The 21094-nt window shown below is 62.1% G+C and carries 20 protein-coding genes; 14 read left to right on the top strand and 6 right to left on the bottom strand.

Annotated elements, in window-relative coordinates; all coding sequences use genetic code 11:
- Positions 1 to 33: 33 nt before the first annotated feature.
- The 3 genes from EP837_RS16005 (at position 34) to EP837_RS15995 (ending at position 4119) form a co-directional block, all read left to right on the top strand.
- Positions 34 to 1779, top strand: coding sequence for an N-acyl-D-amino-acid deacylase family protein (locus tag EP837_RS16005; protein ID WP_066530814.1), 1746 nt, complete (start codon positions 34 to 36; stop codon positions 1777 to 1779).
- Between the two features lie 18 nt (positions 1780 to 1797).
- Positions 1798 to 2634: a TauD/TfdA dioxygenase family protein gene (locus tag EP837_RS16000; RefSeq protein ID WP_066530812.1), complete on the top strand. Its 837-nt coding sequence runs from the start codon at positions 1798 to 1800 to the stop codon at positions 2632 to 2634.
- Positions 2635 to 2754: 120 nt separating this feature from the next.
- Positions 2755 to 4119, top strand: coding sequence for a spinster family MFS transporter (locus EP837_RS15995; protein ID WP_066530810.1), 1365 nt, complete (start codon positions 2755 to 2757; stop codon positions 4117 to 4119).
- Between the two features lie 156 nt (positions 4120 to 4275).
- Here the strand turns inward: EP837_RS15995 and EP837_RS15990 are convergent, their stop codons facing one another.
- On the bottom strand, positions 4276 to 5049 hold the full coding sequence (locus EP837_RS15990; RefSeq protein WP_066530807.1) for an SDR family oxidoreductase: 774 nt from the start codon (positions 5047 to 5049) through the stop codon (positions 4276 to 4278).
- A gap of 176 nt (positions 5050 to 5225) precedes the next feature.
- Here EP837_RS15990 and EP837_RS15985 point away from each other — a divergent pair, with 176 nt between their 5' ends.
- From EP837_RS15985 to EP837_RS15965, 5 genes are all read left to right on the top strand, one after another.
- Positions 5226 to 5759 (top strand): nuclear transport factor 2 family protein, encoded by a 534-nt coding sequence (locus tag EP837_RS15985; protein ID WP_066530803.1) that lies wholly within the window; start codon positions 5226 to 5228, stop codon positions 5757 to 5759.
- Between the two features lie 19 nt (positions 5760 to 5778).
- Complete coding sequence (locus EP837_RS15980; RefSeq protein WP_066530800.1) at positions 5779 to 6207, top strand: nuclear transport factor 2 family protein; 429 nt, start codon at positions 5779 to 5781, stop codon at positions 6205 to 6207.
- Positions 6208 to 6315: 108 nt separating this feature from the next.
- Positions 6316 to 8580 (top strand): TonB-dependent receptor, encoded by a 2265-nt coding sequence (locus tag EP837_RS15975; RefSeq protein WP_066530798.1) that lies wholly within the window; start codon positions 6316 to 6318, stop codon positions 8578 to 8580.
- Positions 8581 to 8641: 61 nt separating this feature from the next.
- Positions 8642 to 9715 carry a helix-turn-helix transcriptional regulator gene (locus EP837_RS15970; protein WP_066530796.1) on the top strand — a complete coding sequence of 358 codons (1074 nt, stop codon included), beginning with the start codon at positions 8642 to 8644 and terminating at the stop codon, positions 9713 to 9715.
- 73 nt (positions 9716 to 9788) lie between these two features.
- Positions 9789 to 10931 (top strand): LLM class flavin-dependent oxidoreductase, encoded by a 1143-nt coding sequence (locus EP837_RS15965; protein ID WP_066531691.1) that lies wholly within the window; start codon positions 9789 to 9791, stop codon positions 10929 to 10931.
- A gap of 62 nt (positions 10932 to 10993) precedes the next feature.
- Here the strand turns inward: EP837_RS15965 and EP837_RS15960 are convergent, their stop codons facing one another.
- Genes EP837_RS15960 through EP837_RS15945 form a run of 4 tightly spaced genes read right to left on the bottom strand, consistent with a single transcriptional unit; the run spans position 10994 to position 14542 of the window.
- A complete protein-coding gene (locus tag EP837_RS15960; protein WP_066530793.1) occupies positions 10994 to 11791 on the bottom strand; it encodes a sugar phosphate isomerase/epimerase family protein in 798 nt (265 codons plus the stop codon).
- Positions 11792 to 11821: 30 nt separating this feature from the next.
- Positions 11822 to 12574 carry an SDR family NAD(P)-dependent oxidoreductase gene (locus EP837_RS15955; RefSeq protein ID WP_066530791.1) on the bottom strand — a complete coding sequence of 251 codons (753 nt, stop codon included), beginning with the start codon at positions 12572 to 12574 and terminating at the stop codon, positions 11822 to 11824.
- Positions 12575 to 12585: 11 nt separating this feature from the next.
- Positions 12586 to 13449, bottom strand: coding sequence for an SDR family NAD(P)-dependent oxidoreductase (locus tag EP837_RS15950; RefSeq protein ID WP_066530788.1), 864 nt, complete (start codon positions 13447 to 13449; stop codon positions 12586 to 12588).
- Positions 13450 to 13462: 13 nt separating this feature from the next.
- A complete protein-coding gene (locus tag EP837_RS15945; protein ID WP_066530715.1) occupies positions 13463 to 14542 on the bottom strand; it encodes a Rieske 2Fe-2S domain-containing protein in 1080 nt (359 codons plus the stop codon).
- A gap of 182 nt (positions 14543 to 14724) precedes the next feature.
- Between EP837_RS15945 and EP837_RS15940 the strand changes: the two genes are divergently transcribed.
- Positions 14725 to 15150 carry a steroid Delta-isomerase gene (locus EP837_RS15940; protein ID WP_066530786.1) on the top strand — a complete coding sequence of 142 codons (426 nt, stop codon included), beginning with the start codon at positions 14725 to 14727 and terminating at the stop codon, positions 15148 to 15150.
- Positions 15151 to 15208: 58 nt separating this feature from the next.
- Here the strand turns inward: EP837_RS15940 and EP837_RS15935 are convergent, their stop codons facing one another.
- Positions 15209 to 16279, bottom strand: coding sequence for a hypothetical protein (locus tag EP837_RS15935; protein WP_066530774.1), 1071 nt, complete (start codon positions 16277 to 16279; stop codon positions 15209 to 15211).
- A 246-nt stretch (positions 16280 to 16525) separates the two neighbouring features.
- Between EP837_RS15935 and EP837_RS15930 the strand changes: the two genes are divergently transcribed.
- The 5 genes from EP837_RS15930 to EP837_RS15910 are packed head-to-tail and all read left to right on the top strand — an operon-like array spanning position 16526 to position 20936.
- Positions 16526 to 17791, top strand: coding sequence for a DUF1214 domain-containing protein (locus EP837_RS15930; protein WP_225870617.1), 1266 nt, complete (start codon positions 16526 to 16528; stop codon positions 17789 to 17791).
- A gap of 4 nt (positions 17792 to 17795) precedes the next feature.
- Positions 17796 to 18209, top strand: a complete 414-nt coding sequence (locus EP837_RS15925; protein WP_066530772.1) for a VOC family protein — start codon at positions 17796 to 17798, stop codon at positions 18207 to 18209.
- Positions 18206 to 19063, top strand: a complete 858-nt coding sequence (locus EP837_RS15920; RefSeq protein WP_066530769.1) for a sugar phosphate isomerase/epimerase family protein — start codon at positions 18206 to 18208, stop codon at positions 19061 to 19063. Before EP837_RS15925 ends, EP837_RS15920 begins: the two co-directional genes overlap by 4 nt.
- Entirely contained in the window at positions 19060 to 20187 is a 1128-nt protein-coding gene (locus tag EP837_RS15915) for a Gfo/Idh/MocA family protein (protein ID WP_066530762.1), read from the top strand. Before EP837_RS15920 ends, EP837_RS15915 begins: the two co-directional genes overlap by 4 nt.
- Positions 20184 to 20936: an SDR family NAD(P)-dependent oxidoreductase gene (locus EP837_RS15910; protein WP_066530758.1), complete on the top strand. Its 753-nt coding sequence runs from the start codon at positions 20184 to 20186 to the stop codon at positions 20934 to 20936. The genes EP837_RS15915 and EP837_RS15910 overlap by 4 nt, the downstream gene beginning before the upstream one ends.
- Positions 20937 to 21094: the final 158 nt, after the last annotated feature.

Genomic DNA, 21094 nt, shown 5'->3' with positions numbered 1-21094 from the left:
TTCGGCAATAAGCTGAATGTTTCCGGTTAGGTCATGACAGAACAGATATTCGATCTCATCATCACTGGCGGTCTCGTCATTGACGGGACCGGCCTGCCGCGCCGCCGCGTGGACATCGGAGTGAAGGACGGGCGCGTCGCTGCCTTTGGCCACCTGAAGGGCGCTGCCTCACGGCGGCAGATCGACGCCAGCGGAATGATCGTCGCGCCGGGCATCGTCGATCCACACACCCATTATGATCCGCAGATCACCTTCGATCCTTACGCCACCATGTCCTGCTTCCATGGCGTGACGACGGTACTCGCGGGCAATTGCGGCTTTTCCGCTGCGCCGGTTCGCAGCGGTGATCGCGAATTCCTGACCGATATTTTCGCCAGCGTCGAGGACATGAATCCCATCGCCCTCTCAGGCGTGCCCTGGGGCAATTTCGAGACTTTTCCCGAATATCTCGCTTCGCTGGAAGGGAATCTGGGCGTCAATTTCGCCTGCTATGTCGGACATTCCAACGTCCGCCGCTGGGTCATGGGCGAAGGCGCCTATGATCGCGATGCGACAGTGGAGGAAGTCGCCGCCATGCAGGCGGTTGTCGATGAAGCGATCAAGGCCGGTGCAGCGGGCCTCTCCTCCTCCGCTGCGCCGACACATCTTGATATCAAGGGGCGGCCGGTTCCTTCGCGTAGGGCGAGCCGGGAGGAACTGCTGGCTCTTTGCGCCTTCGCGGGCAAGGCGCGCCCCGGCACCATCTGCTATCTGCCCGCCAGCGCCATCGGCGGCATGACGCAGGAGGATTATGACCTGCTGCTGGAAATGGGAGCGGCGTCGGGCCTGCCTATCATCATCCAGGGGATCGGCGGGCGCAGCAAGGTGGATGTTCCCACCGCAGGATGGGAGGCTGCCTCGCGCTTCCTGGATGAGGCGACCGCGCGCGGCACGCCGGTCTATTCCCTGCTGATGAGCCGCCCATTCGACCGTACGGTCGAAATCGGCCCGAACAATGTTCATTATAAAGCCTGTTTCGCGTTCAATGAGTTGCTGAACCTGCCCGAAGACGAGCGGCGGGCTGCGCTGCACGACACTCTCTGGCGCGATCGGGTGCGCCACGCGGTCGAAAATTGCAACCGCGACCCGGCGAAGGGCACTACCCTGCCCGCTCCGCAATGGCGCGACGTGTATGTGGTTCAGGTCGCCGAGGAAAGGAACCGATCGGTCGAGGGCAAGTCCATCGCCGCCTTGGCGGAAGAATGGCGTGTCGCGCCGATGGACGCGATGCTGGATCTGGCCCTGGACGAGGATCTGCGTACCAGCTTCCGCTGGCGCACCGAAAGTCCCGAATGGGCCGCAGCGGTCGATGTGGCGCAGGGGCATCCCAATATGATCGTGGGTGTATCAGATGGCGGCGCGCACCTGCACAAGGACGATGGCGCGGACTGGAGTTCCTATTTCCTGCGATCCTGGGTTCTGGACCGCAGGCGCTGGACGCTGGAGGAAGGCATTCGCCAGATCACGCAGGTCCCTGCCTGCATGCTGGGCTTTGCCGATCGCGGAACGCTGCGCGTCGGCGGCTGGGCCGACATCATGATCTTCGACCCCGAAACGATCGGCCCTTGGCGCAAGGAGTTCATCCACGACCTGCCGGGCGGCATCGGCCGCTGGAAGGCGCTGGGCACGGGGATCAAGGCGACGATCGTCAATGGCGAGCCAATCGTGCTGAATGGTGAATTGACGGGCGCGATGCCCGGCCATGTGGTGGCGCCGGGCGCTGCACTGGACCCGGCCTGAGCCGCTGGAGGAAAGATCATGATCGAAGTGAAGAAGCTGACCGGGACGATCGGTGCGGAAATCAGAGGCGTGGACCTGTCGGGCGAATTGCCGCCCCAAACCGTCGCCGCGATCGAGGACGCCCTGTTTGACAATTATGTCGTGTTTTTCCGTGATCAGAAGCCGTTGTCGGAAGAAGAGCATATGCGCGCCGGGCGTTATTTCGGCACGCTCGACATTTCGGAAATCCAGCCTAAGCCATCGGCTAACCGCGAAGTGCTGTGGATGGAAAGCGATTCCGCCAAGGGAAAGGGCGCTGAATATTGGCACCGCGATCGCACCTATCTGGAAGCGCCGCCGATGGGATCGATCCTGCAATGTATGGTGAAGCCGGAAATAGGCGGCGACACATGCTGGACCAGTTCGGTCGCCGCCTATGATGCGCTGTCCCAGCCCATCCGCAAGCTGATCGACGGCCTTAGCGCGCTTCATTCGATCCGGCCGCTGGCGGCGCGCAGCGAACCGATCCGGGAGGCCCTTGGCGAGAAGCTACACAGTTTCCCAACCGCCATCCACCCATTGGTCGAAGTCCATCCGGTGAGCGGGCGCAAGGCGCTGAATGTCAATGCCAATTGGACCACGGAGATAGTCGGCGTCTCTCGGGAGGAGAGCCGCATGCTTCTCGACTTCCTGCTCAACCATGTGAAGCGTCCAGAATTCCAGGTGCGTTTTTCCTGGAATGTTGGTGACGTCGCCTTCTGGGACAATCGCTCGACCCAACATTGCGCCATCGCTGATTATGACACGCGCCGTGTGATGAAGCGCGTCGCCCTGGCGGGTCACGCGCCTCAAGGGCCATCTGCAGCAGCTATTTGATGAGAAGCTTCCGCTCCGCACTGGCGGATTCCTTTTGCAAGCCGCTTGCGCTCTACCCACCGTCCGGCCATCCCTGCAGGGCTGCGGCATCGCCGTTGCCAACTAGCTAAGGAAAGAGGAATGCTGCCAAGCGAAGAGCGGCCTGCGCGCCCGGCCTATGCCCTGTATATTCTATTGCTGCTGCTGGCGATCAACGCGCTCAGCTATGCGGACCGGCATGTGTTCTCGGTGCTGATCCCTTCGATCAAGGCGGAATTCGGGGCGACCGATTCGCTATTGGGCCTTATCGGCGGTCCTGGCTTCATCGTGAGCTATGTGCTCTTCAGCATGCCGCTTGCCAGAGTGGCCGACCGCTGGTCGCGCCGGGGCGTGCTAACATTGTCGGCAACGCTGTGGAGCGCTGCGACAGCCGCTTGTGGCGCTGCGGGCAGCATGGCGCAGTTGGCTGTATCCCGGCTGATCGTGGGCATCGGTGAGGCAGGCGGCTTGCCACCGGCGCAGTCTCTGCTGGCCGACCTCTATGACGAGCGGCGCCGGTCGGGGGCGATGGGCGTCCTGTCATCGGCGACCTATGTCGGCGTCGTGCTCGGCCTGACTGGCGGAGCGGCAGTCGGAGCGCTGTGGGGTTGGCGTTGGGCCTTCTACGCCCTTGCAATCCCTGGTTTCCCCTTGGCGCTGCTTCTCTGGTTGACGGGCCCGCGCCGCGTGAGGGCCGCCAAGACGGTCCAATCGGCGCCCAGTGAAAGTTTGTGGGCATCGGCTCGCCGTTTCTGGGCCATCCCCTCGCTGCGCCTCCTCGCGCTGGGCGTCGGCACATTCAATATCTTCGGCTATGCTGCGGCTATTTGGAAACCGGCCTTCTTCATGCGATCACACGGCATGACCATGGTCGAAGCTGGCTCGTGGCTCGGCGTGGGCGCGGCCATCGGCGGCATCACCGGCAGCATGTTGAGCGGCTTCATTGTCGATCGCCTGCGCGCGCGCGGGGAAATTTGGCAGCTGCGGGTTCCCGCCATCGCCTTCCTGCTGGCCTTCCCGCTCTTCATGTTCATGTATCTGCTGCCCGGCGGCGCGGCCGTCCATATTGGCGATTTCCGCATCCCCGGTGTTGCACTGCTTTCAATCCTGACAGGCATGATGTCGGCGATGTGGGCCGGCCCCGCATTTGGCGCGGCGGCTCGCCTGGTCCTGCCCGAACAAAGGGCGCAGGCGACCGCGATGCTCGTGGTTATCATCAATGTGATCGGCAGTGCGCTCGGACCAGTGCTGGGCGGCGTGGTGAGCGATCTGCTGACCGGCCGGTTCGGCGCGGAGTCGCTGCGCATCAGCCTGATGTCCATGTCGATCCTGACGGTGCTGGGGGGATGGCTCTTCTGGCGCGCTGCGAGCCATTATCCAAGCGACCTTGCGCGAGCGGCCCGGCCGCAAGCCGACGTCGACGCTTATGATGGCAGGGTTGGGCGAGCGAAGCTTAAGGAGGCTTAAGTCAGCGTCTCATCGCCCTTCTTCCATTCTGGAGAAGAAGAGCCCTTCGACAAGCTCAGGGCGAACGGGGGGTAAGCTAGTCCCATTGCTCAGATTAGGGGAGCGGCACAGCGGGGCAGAAATGGGGGCGAGCCGCTTGGGCCCGCCCCGGCCGCATCAAGCCTTACCGGCTTCTTCCTTGACGATTTCGAGGAACAGCGGCCGTTCGCCGCCGCCATGCACTTCGAGCTTCGCGCCGCTGATATAAGCCGCGGCGGGCGAACCCAGGAACACCACCGCTTCGGCAATGTCGCTGCCCCGGCCCATACGGCCGAGCGGCAGCGATGCGGCAATGCGCTCTTGCGCCGCCCGCGTGCCGTAAGTCATCTCCGCCGTCTCCGTTTCGATGAGGCCGACGATGATCGCGTTCACGCGTACTTCCGGTCCCCATTCCTGCGCCAGACTGGTGGTGAGGCTGAGCAGTCCGGCCTTTGCCGCGCCGTAAATCGCCGTATCGGGCGAAGGCCGAGCTCCCGATACGCTGGCGATGTTGACGATGGAGCCGCTCGCCGCCTTCAGATACGGATAAGCCGCCTGCGCGACATGCAGCGGAGCGAGCAGGTTCAGTTGCAGGATACGTTCGGAAAAGCGGGGGCTGGCGGTGGCCGCCTCCGCTTGCGGCGATCCCCCGGCATTGTTGACGACCAAGTCGATCCGGCCATGACGCGCCACTAACGCCTCGATCCAGCCAGCCACGGCTGCGGGATCACGAATGTCGCACGCCTCGAACTCGGCCGTCCGCCCGTCGACGCCGATCGGCTCCTCTGGCGCAGTGCGTCCGCATGTCGCAACCGCATAGCCTTCCGCCAGCAGCCGCCGCACGATCGCCGCGCCGATTCCGCGCGTGCCGCCCGTGACGATCGCTACCTTGCCCACACCCGTCTCGCCCACAGCCCAATCCTTTCTTTCATGAATGCGCAGCGAGGCGCATCACCACAGAAACGCTCCATACTCAATCCATCCTGTAGTTCGCCAGCCATTATGCAGTCATCATTGCAGAATGTTACGCAGATCGGGTATAGGTAGGCAGAACAAGCACAAAATTGCGTCACCATATGGAGAGGTTCATGGCCTACACCCTGCAGCAACTGAGCGACTTAGAAGACATTCGCACCCTGAAACACCGTTATTTCCGGGGCATCGACACTGCCAATATCGAATTGCTGAGCGGCCTGTTCACTGAAGACCTTAGCGTCGATTATCGCGGCGGTACGTACCGGGTTCGCTTGCAAGGGCGCGACAACATGCTGAATTTCCTTGCCAACAGCTTCCATTCAGACGCGGTCGCCATGCATCATGGCCATATGCCGGAAATCACCCTGACCGGCGAGGACAGCGCAGAAGGCCTATGGTATCTGGAGGATATCTTCATCAACTTGGAAATGCGCAGCCACACGATTGGCAGCGCCATCTATCGCGACATCTACCGGCGCGAAGACGGTGTGTGGAAAATCGCCAGCACCGAATATGATCGCGTGTTCGAAATGATCCGGCCGCTCGCTGCTGCCGCACAGATTACGTCCCATCATCTTGCAAAGGCCGGCCGCAAACCCGAAGAACGCGGTGACATCAGCCATCTGATCGAATGGGTAGCCGCCTGACGCGTCGGAAGGGGGCCATATGAACGAACGAGAGACCGCCGATCGGCTGGCCATAAATGAGCTGTTGGCCCGATATTGCCATGCGATCGATCAGCACCGGTGGAAGGACCTGCGCGCCCTGTTCGCAGATGATGCGCAGGTCGATTTCACGGCCTTCGGAGGTCCAAAGGGCGGCGCGGATATGCTGATCGCCTTTCTACGGCCTGTGGTGGAGGGGCTGACAGGCAGTTACCATTCGACCGCCAGCATCATGTGCAACCTCGATGGAGACAGCGCGTCGGTCCGTTCGGCGGCGCATGTCGTGATGACAGCCAAAGGGTCGGACGGGAGCGAGCAGAACAATCATATCGGCCTCTGGTACGAGGACGAACTGACGCGCACCGCTGCCGGATGGCGTTTTGCCCGACGAACGCAGAAGCGGGCTTGGGTGGACGCCGCCGTACCCTGATGATGCTTAGACGCAACACCGGCTGCATTTTTGCAGCGGCCCGCTGGAGAATGGGAATGGCGGCACTATAGTCGCCGGCAAAATAAAACGGTTTTTGGGGAGGGAACCATGCGCAAGACGCTTTATCCGATAGTCTCATTCATTGCCCTTGCAGCGCCCGGACTGGCGTTGGCGCAGAACAGTGCGCCTGGAGCGGCCACATCAGAGGGTAGCGACATCGTCGTCACCGCCCGCCGCCGCGAGGAACGGCTACAGGACGTGCCGATCGCGGTTAGCGCCGTCGATGCCTCAGCACTCGACAGCCGTGGCCTCGATAATGTGACGCAGGTCGGCCAGATCGCGCCCAATATCCAGTTCACACCAGGTCAGGGCGGCAACAGCGGCGGCATCGCGCCGTTCATTCGCGGCGTCGGCGAAAATGACTTCATCATCACATCAGACCCGGCGGTTGGCGTCTATATCGATGGCGTCTATGTCGCGCGCACTTTTGGCGCGACGACCGAATTGCTGGGCATCGACCGGATAGAAGTACTGCGCGGGCCGCAGGGCACGTTGTTTGGGAAAAATACCGTGGGCGGCGCGATCAACATCGTGTCGGCCATTCCGGGTCGCGAGCAGAAGATCACAGCCGACCTGCGCTATGGTTCGTTCAACACGGTGCGCGGACGGGTCTATGCCGAAACGCCTTTGTCCGACCAATGGTCGCTGGGCGTCGCGGCGCTCGGCGAATTCGGCGAGGGCTGGCAGAAGATTCCCTCGGGCAAGAATCTGGGCAACCGAAATGTCGTCGCGGGCAAGGTCGCGCTCCATTATGACGGCGAAGGGCTGGACGCAGTGCTGCAGGTCGATGGCCTGCGCCGGCGGCAGCATAGTGCGCCGCACAGCATGATCGCCTTCACCCCGACCTTCTTTTCGATCCTGCAATCGACATTCCTTGCACCCTGCTGCACGGTGCCCGGCGACATAGACCGGACCGATAGCACGCCTGCGCTCAACAAAGACCAAACCGACGCAGTCAACGCATCGCTGACCCTGACCAAGGAATTTGGCGGAGCAACTCTGAAGTCAATCACCGCCTACCGCTATGTCGATGCGCTGTTCGGGCGTGACGGCGACGCATCGGCGGCGATCAATTATGCGGGCGATATCCATGATGAACGCGCGCGGCAGATCAGCCAGGAACTGCAGCTTTCGCTCGATCTGGGTGGGCGCGGCACATTACTGCTGGGCGCCTTCGCCTATCGCGAGAAGACCCGCGACAATACGCGGCTGATCGTGGCGGATGGGCTCTATCCGGCGCTGGTCGCAGCGGGCCTGGACCCCTTCCCGATTGCGCCCGGTTTCGCTATCCCGGCCTCGTCGCTCGACTTCAACATCGACTTCCGCAATCGGCAGCGCACCGACAATCTCGCGCTTTTCGCGAACGGCAATTACGAACTGGCTGACGGTCTTTCGCTGGAGCTTGGCGCGCGTTACACATGGGAAAAGAAGAAGTTCTTCCAGTCGGCGATGCGTATTTATTCGGGCGAGCCGTTGCTGGCTGGCACGCCGAGCTATACGTTGGAAAAGAGCTGGGACGCTTTCACGCCGCGCGCGTCGATCTCTTACAAGTTCCGGCCGAACCTGATGACCTATGCTTCCTATTCGCGGGGCTTCCGGTCGGGCGGGTTCAATGGGCGGCCCACCTCGGTCGAAGAAATCGGCTCCTATGACCCGGAATATCTGACCGCTTATGAAGCGGGTCTGAAGGCGGGTTTCGGCGGCGTCGCCACGATCAACCTCGCCGTGTTCCGCAACGAATATCGCGATCAGCAGATCCTGGTGTCCACGGTCAGCCCGACTACTGGCCTGATCGTCGTGCGGAACGAGAATGCCGGGCGCTCGCGCATCCAGGGTATCGAGCTGGAAGGCGCGTTCAAGGTGTCGCAGCGCTTCACTGTGACCGGCGCGCTTGGCTTGCTCGACGCCAAATATCTGGACTATGTTTCGGTAATCAACGGCGTCCCGACGGATGTCAGCGACCGCAAGCTGAAACAGGCGCCCGACATCACCGCCAATGCGAGCGTGGTTTATGAAGCGCCGCTCAGCGAAGATGTGGACGCGGTCTTCCGCCTCGACGCCGCCTATAAGAGCCAGGTCTTTGTCGATGCCGAAAACACGCCGCTGCTGCGGCAGCCCGACCATGCGATCCTCAATGCGAGCGCCGAGTTGCGCCTTGCGGACAGTGGCCTGTCGGTGCGGGCGGGCGTCGATAACATCACCGATCGCCGCATCATCACGGCGGGTTATGACGCGTCCACCAGCTTTGGCTTTACCGAAGCCTATTATTCGCCGCCGCGCCGCTACAGCATCACGCTGGCCCTGCGGCGCTGACGCGGGGGGAGAGCCGCGGCGGCGCAACCCGCTGCCGCGGCCAAGGCGGATGATCTGATCGATGAGCGACGACACTGCCTTTGCCGACCTGCTCGAAACTCTCTATGGCGGACTGACCCGGTCGCCGCCGTGGGAAGATTTTCTGCGCACGCTCGCGGCCGCGACCAATACGACTTTCGCCACGCTGCTCATCGGCCGGGGGCATGCTGGCATCGACGCGCATGTTACGCCCGGCGCTGACCCGGAACGCACACAGGAATATCAGAAGATATCGCAAGCCGACCCCTTTGTGGGCCTGCCAGAAGGACAGGTCGTGTCTTTCCGCGACTTTGTCAGCCATATCCCCGCGCGATTCCGCGACTGGTTGAATGTGGCGCATAGCGTCGAGATATTGGGCGTCGATCTCCATCGGCCGCCCGATGTCGCCGTCCGCTTGCGCTTGACGCGGGTTGATGAGGAGGGCGAATTCGGCGATGCCGAACGGGCGTTGCTCACCCGCCTGATCCCGCATCTGCGCATCGCGCTGGACCTGCACGCCCGCCTCACCACCACTCAGGCGGAAAGCCAGCTGTTCAGCAGCGCCATGGCGGGCCTGGCGGTCGCCACGCTGATCCTGGACCGTGAAGGCCGTATCCTGAGGCGCAATGCGGTGGCCATGAGGATGCTGGAGGAAGCCGACGTCGTGGCGGAGCAGAGCGGCAAGCTGCAGCCGCGAACGGGGTCCGCCGCCGCCACGATCAACCGCATTCTCGCTTCTCCCCCACCGGCGGGAGAGGAAATATTGTTCGAAGTCGCCGCGGGAGACGGGCAGCCGCTCCATGCCCGTGCCCGCGCGGTGCCGTCCTCAGCTTATGGTGATGGGGCATGGATCGCCCTGTTCATCGCCGATCCAAGCAGGCCGGGAGGGCTATCCGAAGAAGCGCTGCGGGAACGATTTCAGCTGACCCGCGCCGAAGCAGGACTGGCGCTGCATCTAGCGCAGGGCGCATCGCTCGCAGACGCGGCGGTAGCGCTCGACATTGCCTATAATACCGTCCGATCTCACCTACGCGCCATATTCGCGAAGACCGGCACCCATCGCCAGGGTCAACTCATCACATTGCTTAGGACCGCCGGCAGCGAATATGAAATCTGATCCATTTGGATGATGCCGCCGCCTGCCACTGCGCATAGCCTTGCTCCACGACAAGAAAATTGTGGAGAAGATGATGAAATTCTCGATCATTTACGAAGCGCAGATGGCCGACACGTCGCGCGCGAATGAACAGCAGGTGTTTCGCGACATCGTCGAACAGTCAGTCTATGCCGAGGAAATGGGCTTCGACACGATCTGGGCGGTCGAACATACCGCGCTGACCCAATATGCCCATATGTCAGCGCCCGAGACTTTCCTCGCCTATCTCGCCGGCCGCACCTCGCGCATCGGCATCGGCCATGGCGTGGTTTGCCTGCCGCCCGCGATGAACCATCCGGTGAAGGTGGCAGAGCGAATCGCGACGCTCGACATCCTGTCTAATGGCCGCGTTCATTTCGGCATGGGTAAGGGCGGGACGCAGCAGGAAGCGGGCACCTTCGGCTATAATCTCGAAGACCTCCCGCCGATGATCGACGAGTCCATGTATCTGATCCCCAAGATCCTGAAGCATGGCGAGATCGAGCATGACGGCCAGTTCGTGAAGATCCCCTTCCGTCCGATCCACCCGAGTCCGCTGCAGGATCCGCATCCGCCGATCTACATGGCCTGCACCCGCGCCGACACGCTGGTCACCGCCGGTTCGCGCGGCATCGGTGCGCTGGTTCTGGGCTTCGCAGGCCCGGAAGATATCGCTAAGAAGAACGCCATCTATCGCGAGGCTTTCGCGAACCGGAAAGCCGAGGATCAGGTCGGCTATCGCCCGACGCAGCATCTCGCCGCGCTTTGCCCCGCCGTCGTGCTGGAAGACCGCGAAAAGGCGCGCCGCATCGGCCTGCGCGGGCAGCGCTTCTTCGTGGAATCGCTCGGTCACTGGTATTCGGGCGGCCCAGCCCCCGATGTCGAGGACCTCGACGCCAGCGAAAGCCTCGCCGCGCTTCAGCGCCATAAGGAAGAGACCGTGGCCTGGCTGTCGGAAGAAAAGATCGCTGTTGGTGGCCATCATACCGAAAGCTTCGAAGTGGTCGAGGATGCCTACGGCACGCCGGAGGACTGCATCCGCCAGATCAAGCGCCTTCAGGATGCCGGCGCCGACGAAATCCTTTTCATGTTCCAGATGGGCGGCATCCCGCATGAAGTGATCATGGAAACGATTCGCAACATCGGCGAAAAAGTCATTCCCTATTTCCGGGAACAGACGACACTGGCTGCCGAATAAAACGGATCGGATCGGGCGGAGAGTTGCTCTTCGCCCGATGGAGACCCCTGAGCAATGGGCTCTCAGTGCGCTGCGTAGAGATCCCGCATCGATTGCATCAGCCGGGCCGCGCGTTCATGCGGCTCCCCCTTTGCAAGCGCGCGGGACGGCGCTTCCACCGCGATGGTTGCGTGGCCGGGCAGCAGCGCCAGCAGGGCCTTGAGGCCGAACGCGCCCTCCCCCGGCAGTTGTCGGTCGAACACAGCCTCATTCACCCTGTCATGCGGCGCTTCCAGCGGTCCATCATTCAACTGGACATGACGGATCCGTCCGGGTGGCAGCGCGGCGACATCGTCCCAGCTGCCTCCGCTGCGGATGATGTGCAGCGTATCGATGCACAGGCCGACGTCCGGACCCAAAGCCTGAGCAAAGCCTAGCGCCTGCGCCGGCGAGCGGATCGTGGAGAGCGGATAGGCTTCGATCACAGCCGCCGCCTGCGCCCTGCGACAAATATCGACCGTGCGCTCCAGCGACTCCCGCAGTCGCGCATGATCCTCGTCCAGGCCCAATATGTTGACCGTGCCGCCAAGCTCCGCCGTCAGTTCCGCGCTATGTTCAAGCAACTGCCAATTGGGATCCTGATCGAGCATGAAGGGTTCGACGATTCCGACCCGCAAGCCCGTATCGCGCAAAGCAGCGAGGACTTCCCTTCGCGCCACCTTGTCCGCCACCAGATCAGGCGTCGGACTGATGGGAATAGGGGTAACGAACAGGCTGACCGCAGCAAAGCCCGCATGGGCGGCGGCATCGATCACCGTCAGCGCATCGAGATCGACGAGTGACAGATGATCGAGACAAAATTCAGGCGCAGCGAAGGTCATTGCAGGCGACCCCTTGCAACGTCCGGCGCTTCAGGCGTGGACGCCCCCATCGACACGCACGACTGCCCCATTCATGTGCCCTCCATCCTCGCTCGCCAGCATGGCGATGACGCCCGCGATCTTGTCCGGGGCGGCAAAACCCTTGATCGGGCTTAGATGATTATACAACTCCCAATCGGCCCCTTCCACCATGGCGGTTTGTACGCTGCTGGCCAACGGGGTTTCAATCCCGCCGGGAGCCACGGCATTTACCCGGACCCCCCGCTTTACATATTCCCAGGCGAGGCTTTGGGTATAAGCGGCGACCGCCCCCTTGCTCGCGGCATAGCCGGTCAGGAAAGGGTGACCGAAATGGCTCGAGGTAGATGCGGCATTGACGATGTTGCCGCCGACCTTTTCCAAATGCGGCAGGGCTTCGCGACACATGAGGAAGGTGCTGCCCAGATTAACGGCAATGATGGACATGAAGTCTTCATAATCCGTCGATGCGGCGTGGCTCGATCTTATGATCCCGGCCATGTTGACCAGGACGTCCAACCGGCCCGCCACCGCGACCCATTCAGCGATGATGGAGCGGACGGTAGGTTCATCGGCGACGGAGCCCGCCCGGATTTCAATACCGGGCTGTTCCTGCTGCAGCGTCGCCAGACCCTTTTCATCCAGATCGACGGCCAACACCCGCCCACCCTCGGCAGCCAGGCGCAGCGCCGTAGCGCGTCCGATGCCCGACGCCCCGCCGGTGACGATGATCGACTTGCCTGCAAATCGACGTCCAAACTCCATCAGTTCTTTCCTCAAGCCACGATTGCAGGGTGCGCAATCCGGGGGTCGCCCAGCATCGCGCGGTAGGAAGGCGGCGTGCGCCCGCCGGATTCGGTGATGCCGTAGCGCTGCGCAATTTCGGCGGTGATCAACGTCTGACCGTTGAGCTCGTCGCGGTTCGGGTCATCATGAATCGCCGCGATAACGCGCCCGTTGAATTCCGGCGTTTCCGCGTCGGCCATGAACTTTTCATATTGCTCCGGATGCTCCGACAGCGTGCGTTCGCTCCGTTCGGTAAGCAGCGGCCCCATCCAAAGCGCGATCGCGGCGACGCCCGTTCCCCGAAAATCGACGCCCATGTCGGCGGCGAACTTATCTACGCCCGCCTTCTGCGCGCCATAGGCTGCGCCGTGCATGTAGCAGACCGACCCGAAGGAGGAGGTAAAGGCAATGAGGCCGCTTCCAGCCGGGACCATCATGCGCGCCGCATGCCAGCTCGCCAGATAATGGGAGCGAAGCCCGACGTTCAGAATGTCGGCCAGGCCGGTGGATTTTTCCCAGAAGGGGCCGGGCTTCACCAGATCATCATTCAAGGCGGCGACATTGTTGACCAATATGTCGAGCCGGCCGCTTTCTTCCCGCACCCGGTCGAACAGCGCGGCGATCGCGTCATCATCGGCGTGATCGACCTGGACGGCGCGGCCTTCGCCACCTGCGGCATCGACCTGCGCGGCCGTAGCGCCAATGGTGCCCGGCAGTTCCGCATCGCCTTCGCGGATAGACCGGCCGGTGACATAGACGCGATAGCCCTGTTCGCCCAGCGCAACGGCGATGCCGCGGCCTGCGCCACGGCTAGCGCCGGTAACGATGGCTACCGGGCGTTCACTTCTCTCCATCTCTTTTTCTCCTTCAGGCGGCTTGCGTCGAGCTACGCTTGTCGAGCGTGACATGCAGGCCGTTGGTGCGCTTGTGCAGGTCGGGGGTCTTGTCTCGGGGATTGTAGAACTGCTTGTACCAGGTGCGGACCTTGCCGTAGGGGCCGTCGCTCGGGATCACGAGCGGGTTGAGGCACGCCTTCTTGTTCTGCCAGATCTCGACATCCTGGGCGAAGGCCAGGCGGCTGCCTTCCTGATATTGCAGCGCCGCTTCGCGCAGGTCATCGGTGACCGGCGCAGAGCCGTCATTCACCTGCACCATCAGGCCGTGCCAGACGCGGATCTTGCCATCCTCGATCGGCGTGTGGGTGATGAGGATGAAGCTGTTGAACGTCCCCTCCATCTCTGACTGCAGGATCGAAGGGCCGGTGTACCAGGTGTCGAGCGTCAGCACGTCGTCCGGGTTGGTCACCAGCGTGCGGTGGCCAGCGGCATAATATTGGTGGACGATGTGATCCTTGAACTCATTGGCGAAATAGACAAAGTCCTTCGCCCCATGGATGGGCACGAAATGGCCAAAGTCGGCCATATTGTCCACCACCTCGATCGGGTGGATGTCGAGATCGCCCATAAAATCGATCTTCCAATTGACCCAGCCCGGCGCGTCATAATGGCCGCCAAAGTCGGGCAGGTCGAAATTGGGTTCGAGCCCTTCAGGATCATGCCAGATCCACACGGTGCCCGCACGCTCAACGACCGGGAAGGTCTTGAGCTTGGCCGCCTTGGGCACGAAGTCGGAATAGGGGATGTTCTTGCACGCGCCGTCGGGACCGAACTGCCAGCCATGGAAGGGGCAGCGGATCGAATCGCCCTCAATCTGCTCGCCGTCGCGCACGATGTAGCTGGTCGTGTTCTTCGCCAGATGCGCGCCCATGTGCGGGCAATAAGCCTCCGTCACATAAACCGTGCCGCTCTCGCCACGGTACATCACCATGTCCTGGCCAAGATAGCGCATCGCCTTGGGCGTCTTCGTCGCCTCGACGCTCTCCCCAACCATGAACCAGCCACGGGGAAACTCAAATTCTCCCAGACGATAGTCCGACGATTTGGCCATGCTATAATCCTCTCACTGTCCGGCCAAATTAGCATCAAGCGCAGCGAGTCACCAGCCTGCAGCAATTGTCCTGAACTTCAAAACTGCAACCTACTACGCAAAACAATAGGGAAAGTGCAAGATCCTATGTTAAATGCGGGGCATCAAGCCATTAAGACTGCCCGTTAAATGAGGTGAGCCCCATGACCGAGCGATCCGTTTCCCTTGGCGATACTCCCGCCTCTCCGCCGACCCACGCGCAGATGCGTGCTACGCTCCAAGCCTATGTCGATCGGATCAATGCAGGGGATCGCGACGGCGTCCTGACGCTTTTCGCGCCCGATGCGATAATCGAGGACCCACTCGGATCGCCGCCCAAAAGCGGAGAGGAAATAGCGGCCTGGTTCAGCGATACGGTCGCGTTCAAGACGCGGATTCAGCCAGTCGCGCCGATCCGGGGGTCGCATGCCAACGCCGCCGCGCTGGTTTTCGACGTCACCTTTCAGCCCCCCGAAGGTCCGCGCTTGCTGATCCGATCTCTCGACGTCTGCACGTTCGATGCGCAAGGGCGGATCACCAGCTTGAAAGCCTATTGGGGACCAGACGACTTGGAGCCAGCGATCGACTGATCTAAAAGAAAGGGCGCCGAAATGCGGCGCCCTTTCCTATTTCCCTTCGCTGGTCCGGTCAGGCCGCAACCAACTCACGCGGGGCTTCAGCCGGATATTCGGCAGGACCGCCATAGTCATAGGCGTCGTTCAGCGCCTTGATGAACGCCGGATCGTTCAGAGGGTCGGTCGGCGTTTCGATCTGGATGCCGCGCGAACGGACATCCTTGATCAGCGTGTCAAACACCTGATCATAGGTCAGGTTGTCCGACCCATCCATGTTCTTCTTCAGTTCGGCATAGTCCTCGAAGACCTCCGCCGACCAGTGAACGAGGAAGCGCAGGTCGTCGGTGTGATAGCGCTCGATGACCTGATCGCCCGTCTTGACCAGCCAGCCGTCAGGGTTGCCCGGTTCACCACTGAACAGCGAGTCGAAGCCCAGCCCCTTGGGATTCTGCCGCTCCAGCGGGCCGTTGGCCTCGCCGCGATGCACCAGCATCTCATTTTGCACCACTACGCCGCGGTTATAGACCGGCGGCTGCAGGCGGGCTGGCTTTTCCAGCGGACCCTTCGGCCAATAGGTAAAGCCGCTATTGGCATCATGGCTGAACCAGGTGATGACCTGCGCCATCTTGATCAGATAATCCTGGAACAGGCCCGAACGGCCCATGATCGAGCACAGCCAGGTCGGCGAATTTTCGTAACGCACGCCGCGGAAGCTGGGCGAATCCAGATGGCCCGGATCCTTGTTGCCGCACGGGCCGTTCACGTTGAACAGCATCATCTGCGGCTTGGCATAGTCGGCGTTCCAATAGGCCTTCGCATATTCCAGGAACGTCGGATTGTAGAAGGTGTCCTGAATTTCCGGGAACATGCAGGTTGAGTAATTAGCATAGAAGCCGCGGAAGGTCGGCGTCAGGAACATGTCCAGCGTCGGTTCGAAACCTTCGGGGAAGCCGCCTGCAAAAGTGGCGATCAGCGCTTCCGCATTGGGGAAATGCTGCGCAATGATCAGCTTCCAGGCGCCGCTATGCACCACGTCCAGCAAACGGCGACGCTGATCCTCGGTGTACACATTGTGCAGTTCGCGCGGCGGCGAAACCGGCTGCAAGATATTGGACAGATGGCGCTTCTGCGCATCGGTAAGCATGACTTCCTAACTCCTCTCACAGGCGAGCGACTCGTGCACGCCACCGGGCCGCACCGCTATCGACCCAAGAAAGTTATCAATCTATAACTTTCCGGTCAATGCCGTTCCCACCGCCCGTCGGATGTCGCAAAACCATTTTGCGTCACACAGGAAGGATAATGGCACGGGATCGACAGAAGAAAGGCTGGCCCCCACGCCGGGGCGATGGCACCTTCCGCTGATCAAACAGGAAGAGGATGGGCCGCGATGGCTGACGCGCTCAACGAAGCAATGGATATGCGGGAGATCGAGGCGCGCTCGGCGCAGAGGCTGCTTTCGGGTCAGTCCTGGGATGATTTCTGCGACGTGCTGAAGGTCGCAGGACGGATGATAGACCAGTTCAGAGATGATCCATCCGATCTGGACCGGGCGGAATGGTATCGCTTTCTCACCCGCCTCGCGCGGTCGGGTTTCGAACGGCTGATCGAAAATGCGGAGCCGACCCGCCCCCGCCTGCGCGACATGGTATGGCGCCAATCGATCAACGTCCAGACTGTCGATCAGGACCATCTGATGTGCCAGTTCGATGAGGCGCGCGATTATCGCATCGTCGGTACGCGCGGCACCATTCCCTATTTCGTCCTGGCCCTGCTGAGCGCGCCCGCGCCGGATGATGCAGGCGCACGCGACTGGGCGCCGCTGGGCGTCGATGGTCTTAAGCTATTCGATCCCGCCAACCTCAAAACCACCGGCTTTCTTGGCAGTCAGCAGCTGCGCGTCGAAGCCGACGGGAGATTTGAGATCATCCTGTCAAAAAATGATCCGGGCGAAGGCAAGAACTGGCTGAAGCTACAGCCTGACACCAACTGTATCCTTATCCGCCTGGTATGGAGCGACCGGGAGAAGGAAGTTGCGCCCGACATGCGCATCGAGCGGCTAGACGGCGCGGATCCTGAGCCGGTGACGCCTGCACTGATGGCGAACAACCTGGCCTGGGCCGCGCAGAATGTGCTGGGCTATGCTGAACTGGTCCGCAACTGGTGGAACGGGACGCAGGGCAATTTCGCCGCCAAGCTCAACCGACTGGACTATAGCCGCGCCCAATATCTGTCGAACGGCGGCGTGCCCGATCGCCATGTCGCCTTTGGCGGATGGGAAAAGCGGCTGGACGAGGCGCTGGTGCTCGAATTCGCGCCGCCGAACTGTGAATATTGGAACTTCCAGATCTGCAACATCTGGCAGGAAAATCTCGACACGTTCGAGGACGGCAACGGCTGGGTCAATAATTACCGCTTCGCCGCCGAGCCCGACGGCCGGGTGCGCATCATCATCGCCGAGCATGATCCGGGCCTGGGCGGCAATTGGGTGAATTCCTACGCGCATGAGAAAGGCATCTGGGGCTTGCGCCTGGTGCGGACCGAAAGCACTGCGGCCGTAAATCTGTGGCGCCTGCCGCTCGCGCAACTTGAGGCGGAAGGGCTTACGGCGCTCAAGCCGGAGGCTGCGATCGCCACCGGCCAGTTCGTGGACTGACGCCATGGCCGTGCGAACTCTTGACCATGTAAATATCCGGACCGCCGATGTACCCGGCACCGCGGCCTTTTTCCGCGATGTGCTGGGCCTGCGGGCGGAGACCGCGCCTGGGGCGGGATCGATCGATCAAGGCTGCTGGATCCATGATCCGGACGGACGGGCTATCGTCCATATCGGCCCAGTGGGTGCGGCCTATCCCAGCGACGACGCGCTGCCCTTCACCCCCGCGCGGGGCAGCGGGGCAGTGCATCATGTGGCGCTGGAGTGCGATGATCTGCCCGCTATGGTCGCCCGGCTGGACGCTGCCGGGCTCGCGGTAGTGCGGAAAGACTATCCGCCCGCCAATCTCTGCCAGCTGTTCGTCGAGGAGCGGAACGGGATCATTCTGGAACTGAATTTCCGGCTGGAGGCGGCATGACAGAGGATCTGCCGTTGATCCTGTCCGCTCCGCCTTTTGCACATGTGCCGCTGCTCGAACGATTAGCCCCGGCGCGTGAAGCGGGCTTTACCGGCATCTCGTTAATGCCCGGCGACGTCTGGTCGTTGGAAGAGGCAGGGATGAAGCCGTCCGAAATTGCGGCGCGGATCGCCAATCATGACCTGACGGTTATGGAGGTGGATTGCACGGCTTGCTGGCTGCCCAGTCATCGTCGAACGGGCGACGACGCGCCTTTGGCTTCGCTGCTTCAATCGCTGACGCCCGAGCGCGTGGTGGAAGCGGCCGCGCGCATCGGTGCGCCGTCGATCACGGCCGTCGAGATGATGGGCGTCTCCCCCTCGCTGGATGAGGCGGCTGAAGCCTTCACGCATCTGTGCGATCTGGCCGCGCCCTATGGCCTGAAAGTCCATATTGAGTTCCTGCCTTTTGGCGGCATCCCCGATCTGGCGAGCGCATGGGCAATCGTGCAGGCGGCCGGACGGCCCAATGGCGGGCTCACGGTCGATAGCTGGCACTTCTTCAGGAGCGGGTCCAGCTTCGAGCTGCTCGAAAGCATCCCGGGATCGCGCATCCACACCGTGCAGATCAACGATGCGCCTGCGCAACCAGAAGCCGACCTGCTGCACGAAACGATGAGCGGTCGGCTCGTTCCCGGACAGGGAAGCTTCGACCTCACGCGCTTCATCCGGACGCTTGATCAGATTGGGAGCACAGCCCTTTTCTCAGTCGAGGTCTTTTCGAAAAACATCAACGGCATGCCGATGGCGCAGGCCATCGCTTCATGGGCGCCAGCCGCTCGCGACATCATCAGAAAGGCTAGAGAAACGAGATGACGGGCAAGGAAGCGCCGATCGGCGCAGTCGTCGTAGGCACGGGCTTTGGACTTTTCACGCATGTCCGCGCGCTGCGCGATGCAGGATTTGAGGTGCGTGCCATCGTCGGTAGGAATCAGGAAAGGACCGCGCAGCGCGCAGCGCCGCTGGGCATTCCGCTTGCGTCCGATAATCTGGCACAGGTACTGTCCGACGATCCGGGCATTCGCTTGGTCACTGTCGCCACCCCGCCGCACGCGCATTACACGCCCGTCATGCAGGCGATCGCCGCGGGCCGCCATGTCATGTGCGAAAAGCCCTTCGCACGCGATCTACCCGAAGCGCGGGAGATGCTGGCCGCCGCCCAAAAGGCGGGGATCGTCCATGCGCTGGGCGCCGAGTTCCGTTTCGACAGCGCGCAGGCGCTGCTGCGTCGGGTGGTGAAGGATGGCCTCATCGGCGATCCGCTGATGTTCAGCCGCATATACCAGCAGCCGGGTAGCGGAGAGGAGGAACCACTTGCCGACTGGTGGACGGACGCTGCACAGGGCGGCGGTTTCCTGGGCGCATTCGGCACGCATATGATCGACCAAGTCCGATCCACCCTGGACGAGATCGTCGCGGTCAGCGCGATCCTGCGCAAGCTGACCACCACGCGCCCGGCGATGACCTCGGACGACTATTATAATGTCCAGTTCCGGACCCAAAGCGGCTGCCTGGGCGCAATCGAGGCGGCGATGAGCTTCCCTGGTCCGTTCGTCATGGCGACCAAGGTTGCGGGCACGAATGGTGCGGCCTGGATCCAGTCCGGGAGCGCTTTTGGCGATCCGGAAGAAGTCTGGATCAACGATGCTGACGGAACGCGGCAGATTCCGATGCCCGCCGAACTTGTGAATCCCGCGCCCGAGCCTTTCGGCATTGATGAACTGATCCAGACGGAAATGGACCGCTGGCACACGCAGGGCTTCGATGTCGCCCCCTATGCCAAGCTGTTCGGCCAGATGAAGGCCCGGATCGAAGGTCGCGCGCCACCGCTTCCTGATCCGGCGGGGGATTTTAGCGACGCGGCGGCAGGGCAAGCCGTGCTGGACGCCGCGCGCCTGTCTGCGGCTCAAGGCCGCTGGGTCGAAGTGGAGGCAGTATGACGAACCCGTCCTATGATTTTTCCGGTGCGCATGTGCTTGTCACTGGCGGCACTAGCGGGATCGGCGCAGCCACCGCGGCGGCCTATCGCCAAGCAGGCGCAGATGTGACCATCACCGGCACGCGCGGCGACACAGCCGATTATGATGCTGATCTGTCCGGCTATCGCTATCTGCGCATGGATGTAGAGGATGGCGAGAGCATCGATGCGGTTGCGGCGAGCCTTTCGAAACTCGACATACTCGTCAACAATGCCGGGATGGCGCTACCGAGCCTGGGCCTTGACGAATATGAGCCGGATGTGTTCGCGCGAGCCGTCAACATGCTGCTGGTCGGCGCGTTTCGCATGGCCCAGCGTAGTGCCGACCTCCTCGCACAAAGCAGCTTGGCGGGCGGCGCGAGCGTCATCGGCATTGCTTCGATGAGCAGCTATTTCGGCATTCCCATTGTGCCCGGCTATGGCGCGGCAAAGACCGGCCTTGTCGGACTGACCCGCACGCTGGCGGTCAAATGGGGGGAGCGCGGCATCCGCGTCAACGCCGTCGCCGCCGGGCTTACGCGCAGCCGCATGACCGAAGGCACCTTCGCGCAGGAGGATTGGATGGCTCCGACGCTGGCGCGGACCCCCTTGGGACGGCCCGGTGAGGCGGAAGATATCGCCAACGCAATCCTCTTCCTGTCGAGCCCCGGTGCGGCATGGATTACGGGTCAAACACTGGCGGTGGATGGGGGATACACGGTTTCCGGTTGAGGCGCGGCCGACACCGTTCGTGTCGAGCGCAGCGGAGACACGTTATCCCCACCGTTTCTCAACTCAAAGCGAACAGAGGCCGAGTGGGTTCAGGCGCACAGATGATGCCCCTAAAACAGTGAGAGCCGGCCCTTCGGACCGGCTCTCGCTTGCTATCG

It is taken from the genome of Sphingobium sp. EP60837, assembly GCF_001658005.1.
Taxonomy (GTDB): domain Bacteria; phylum Pseudomonadota; class Alphaproteobacteria; order Sphingomonadales; family Sphingomonadaceae; genus Sphingobium; species Sphingobium tyrosinilyticum.
This window is presented reverse-complemented; position numbering and strand designations above follow the sequence as displayed.

What these genes read in the sequence shown, in the direction of transcription:
- EP837_RS15980 (WP_066530800.1), top strand. Translation starts at nt 5,779, where the DNA reads ATGAACGAACGAGAGACCGCCGATCGGCTGGCCATAAATGAGCTGTTG.
- EP837_RS15945 (WP_066530715.1), bottom strand. Translation starts at nt 14,542, where the DNA reads ATGGCCAAATCGTCGGACTATCGTCTGGGAGAATTTGAGTTTCCCCGT.
- EP837_RS15910 (WP_066530758.1), top strand. Translation starts at nt 20,184, where the DNA reads ATGACGAACCCGTCCTATGATTTTTCCGGTGCGCATGTGCTTGTCACT.
- EP837_RS15940 (WP_066530786.1), top strand. Translation starts at nt 14,725, where the DNA reads ATGACCGAGCGATCCGTTTCCCTTGGCGATACTCCCGCCTCTCCGCCG.
- EP837_RS15955 (WP_066530791.1), bottom strand. Translation starts at nt 12,574, where the DNA reads ATGGAGTTTGGACGTCGATTTGCAGGCAAGTCGATCATCGTCACCGGC.
- EP837_RS15965 (WP_066531691.1), top strand. Translation starts at nt 9,789, where the DNA reads ATGAAATTCTCGATCATTTACGAAGCGCAGATGGCCGACACGTCGCGC.
- EP837_RS15920 (WP_066530769.1), top strand. Translation starts at nt 18,206, where the DNA reads ATGACAGAGGATCTGCCGTTGATCCTGTCCGCTCCGCCTTTTGCACAT.
- EP837_RS16005 (WP_066530814.1), top strand. Translation starts at nt 34, where the DNA reads ATGACAGAACAGATATTCGATCTCATCATCACTGGCGGTCTCGTCATT.
- EP837_RS15915 (WP_066530762.1), top strand. Translation starts at nt 19,060, where the DNA reads ATGACGGGCAAGGAAGCGCCGATCGGCGCAGTCGTCGTAGGCACGGGC.
- EP837_RS15995 (WP_066530810.1), top strand. Translation starts at nt 2,755, where the DNA reads ATGCTGCCAAGCGAAGAGCGGCCTGCGCGCCCGGCCTATGCCCTGTAT.
- EP837_RS15930 (WP_225870617.1), top strand. Translation starts at nt 16,526, where the DNA reads ATGGCTGACGCGCTCAACGAAGCAATGGATATGCGGGAGATCGAGGCG.
- EP837_RS15935 (WP_066530774.1), bottom strand. Translation starts at nt 16,279, where the DNA reads ATGCTTACCGATGCGCAGAAGCGCCATCTGTCCAATATCTTGCAGCCG.
- EP837_RS15975 (WP_066530798.1), top strand. Translation starts at nt 6,316, where the DNA reads ATGCGCAAGACGCTTTATCCGATAGTCTCATTCATTGCCCTTGCAGCG.
- EP837_RS15925 (WP_066530772.1), top strand. Translation starts at nt 17,796, where the DNA reads ATGGCCGTGCGAACTCTTGACCATGTAAATATCCGGACCGCCGATGTA.
- EP837_RS15970 (WP_066530796.1), top strand. Translation starts at nt 8,642, where the DNA reads ATGAGCGACGACACTGCCTTTGCCGACCTGCTCGAAACTCTCTATGGC.
- EP837_RS15985 (WP_066530803.1), top strand. Translation starts at nt 5,226, where the DNA reads ATGGCCTACACCCTGCAGCAACTGAGCGACTTAGAAGACATTCGCACC.
- EP837_RS15960 (WP_066530793.1), bottom strand. Translation starts at nt 11,791, where the DNA reads ATGACCTTCGCTGCGCCTGAATTTTGTCTCGATCATCTGTCACTCGTC.
- EP837_RS16000 (WP_066530812.1), top strand. Translation starts at nt 1,798, where the DNA reads ATGATCGAAGTGAAGAAGCTGACCGGGACGATCGGTGCGGAAATCAGA.
- EP837_RS15950 (WP_066530788.1), bottom strand. Translation starts at nt 13,449, where the DNA reads ATGGAGAGAAGTGAACGCCCGGTAGCCATCGTTACCGGCGCTAGCCGT.